A 2,680-nucleotide genomic window follows, 5' to 3' on the forward strand; every position below is an offset into this window, starting at 1 on the left:
GTAAATAAGTTACGTTGTAATATTTTTAATGTTCAAATAAATAATGGATAAGTTGCCCATTATTTAAGGAAAAATGATGACCATAATGAGGTCAATTCATTAAATTCCGATATATTTTTCTATTTATTGTGATATTAATCTAAAAGTGAATGTTCACCTTTTTGTTGAGTATTAAATTATTTGCTGTACAATCTGCGTTAGGTACTTATTATGGAATTTGGCAATGAAAAGAGAACAAACCATAGCGAATCTCTACCAGCTCGCCGAGCAAACTCAACAGGTGCAAGCTGACCGAATTGAAATTGTTTTAGAAGAACGTAGTGATGACCATTTCCCAGCGATGTCAAAAGCGCTAATGGAAACTCGTTCAGGCTTAACACGCCGTAAGCTAGATGATGCCATTTCCAAAATGGAACAAGCTGGCCATCAATTTACTAAAAACAATGCTAATCACTATTCAATTTCTTTAGCGGAAGCCCACATGCTCATGGATGCCGCTGGTGTGCCTAAGTTCCACCAAAGGAAAAAGCATGGTGATCATAAGCCTTGGGTCATCAATGTTCAGAACCAAAAGGGGGGGACAGGTAAATCAATGACGGCTGTCCATCTAGCCGCGTGCCTCGCCCTGAATTTGGATCAGCGTTACCGTATCTGCTTGATTGACTTAGATCCGCAAGGTTCATTACGGTTATTTCTCAACCCGCAAATAAGTTTATCAGAGCACAGTAATATCTATTCTGCCGTTGATATTATGTTAGACAACGTGCCTGAAGACACTGAAGTGGACAAGGCGTTCTTACATAAGAACGTGATGTTGCCAACCCAATATCCCAATTTAAAAACCATCTCTGCATTTCCTGAAGATGCAATGTTTAACGCAGAAGCGTGGCAGTATCTTTCGCAAAATCAATCGCTTGATATTGTTCGACTGCTGAAAGAGAAACTTATCGATAAGATTGGCGATGATTTTGACATCATTATGATTGATACTGGCCCACACGTTGATCCATTGGTATGGAATGCAATGTATGCTTCCAATGCATTACTGATCCCGTGCGCGGCTAAGCGATTAGATTGGGCGTCAACCGTCAATTTCTTTCAACACCTTCCTACGGTTTATGAAATGTTTCCAGAAGATTGGAAAGGGTTAGAATTTGTACGTTTGATGCCGACGATGTTTGAAGATGATAATAAAAAGCAAGTCTCGGTATTAACGGAAATGAATTACCTGTTGGGTGATCAAGTCATGATGGCGACGATTCCGCGTAGCCGAGCATTTGAAACCTGTGCTGACACCTACAGCACCGTTTTTGATCTCACCACCAGCGATTTTGAAGGTGGTAAAAAGACGCTAGCGACTGCGCAAGACGCTGTGCAAAAAAGTGCACTGGAGCTTGAGCGAGTGCTTCACAGTCATTGGTCATCACTAAATCAGGGGTAAGTAAACATGGCAATTAAAACGTCTGAACTAAATGCGAAACTGTTTGGTAAAGCGAATAAGCGACGTGCAACCACCCCGCAAGAAGCCCAAACGGCAGCGAAAGAACAAGCGCAAATCATCGAATTGGCGGTTGCGGGAGAAGAGTTAGTCACTTTCGAACTGGTCAGGATTCCCGCAGATCAAGTAGCGGAAAAGACGATTGTTTTTACGCAGAATGCGCGTGAACAAGCTTTTCTGAATGAGCATGCTCTATCTGATGTATTGAGTACATTACGCGAGCGTGGTCAGCAATATCCTGCGGTTGGTCGTAAAACCGCTGGGGGAAAAATTGAAGTCCTTGATGGCAGCCGTCGTCGAATGTCTTGTATCTTGGCGGGTAAAGAATTTTTGGTTTATGTGGCTGAAGACATAAACTCGGAACATGCGAAGTTTCTTTCGGATGTGGCAAACGCGCACAAGCCGCTTTCTCTTTATGAGAAGGGTAAAGAGATGCAAGCGAAGCTGGATAATGGTGAAGCGGAAGACCAAAAAGCTTTAGCCAAGATATTTCAATGCAGTGAGGCCCTAGTAAGTGGTGCTCTAAAAGCAGCGGCTTTGCCACTTGAGCTATTGCAAGCTTATCCAAATGTGGTTGAATTAGGTCGTCCAACCATAGTTAAATTACATAAACAATTTAATGAACTTGATGCAAAGCAACAAGCAAATTTGTTGGAAAAGTGTCAATCTGAAGATGGATTTGTTTGGCAGCGTAGTAGCGTACAAGGTGTTGCCCGATTGACGAAAGAAGTCACAGAGACAATTGAGTCTTGGATACAAGAGTTGTTGCCACCTAAGCGCACTGAGCATGTAAAAATTGATCTGATCAAAGGCCGCGTAAGTTACAGTCGTAAAGGCAGTAATTTAGCGCTTAATTTGAAAAAGGTGGATGATGCTACGGTGCAAGAAATATTAGATTTTATTCAATCTAAGCTTGATTAAACATCCATCATGTAAAGACTAAAAAACCCGCCACGGCGGTAATGCCGTTCACTTAAGAGTGAACGGCATTTTTGTTCTTAGCATACCGTTGTGGTCTAGGCTTAACTGTTCTAGGGAATGTTCTTTCCCTTCGCCCTTCAAGTATTAAGCTTTCAGCCATGTTGTGAAAACCCTTTAACTGACGAGGTATTGCTCCTGGTGTTGAGTAAGGTAAGCCTACAAGTAACGCAGATACATGAGCTAATGTGCCGTTAAAACTCA

2 protein-coding genes and 1 pseudogene are annotated in these 2,680 nt (G+C 41.9%); 2 read left to right on the forward strand and 1 reads right to left on the reverse strand.

Annotated elements, in window-relative coordinates; genetic code table 11:
• The first annotated feature begins 223 nt into the window (after positions 1 to 223).
• Together AACU59_RS04520 and AACU59_RS04525 are read left to right on the forward strand one after the other, a co-directional pair.
• The gene (locus AACU59_RS04520; protein WP_026027506.1) at positions 224 to 1,441 is read left to right on the forward strand and encodes a ParA family protein; all 1,218 of its coding nucleotides are present in this window, start codon (positions 224 to 226) and stop codon (positions 1,439 to 1,441) included.
• 6 nt (positions 1,442 to 1,447) lie between these two features.
• Positions 1,448 to 2,419 (forward strand): ParB/RepB/Spo0J family partition protein, encoded by a 972-nt coding sequence (locus AACU59_RS04525; RefSeq protein ID WP_017049342.1) that lies wholly within the window; start codon positions 1,448 to 1,450, stop codon positions 2,417 to 2,419.
• A 52-nt stretch (positions 2,420 to 2,471) separates the two neighbouring features.
• On the opposite strand, the pseudogene AACU59_RS04530 reads toward AACU59_RS04525, so the two are convergent.
• Positions 2,472 to 2,680, reverse strand: a pseudogene (locus AACU59_RS04530) (IS4 family transposase); the annotation flags it as partial.

Origin of the sequence: Vibrio sp. V23_P3S9T160 (genome assembly GCF_963886625.1) — a bacterium.
Taxonomy (GTDB): domain Bacteria; phylum Pseudomonadota; class Gammaproteobacteria; order Enterobacterales; family Vibrionaceae; genus Vibrio; species Vibrio anguillarum.

Bases quoted from the DNA above. Each gene is read 5' to 3' on its own strand.
- AACU59_RS04520 (WP_026027506.1), top strand. From the start codon at position 224: ATGAAAAGAGAACAAACCATAGCGAATCTCTACCAGCTCGCCGAGCAA.
- AACU59_RS04525 (WP_017049342.1), top strand. From the start codon at position 1,448: ATGGCAATTAAAACGTCTGAACTAAATGCGAAACTGTTTGGTAAAGCG.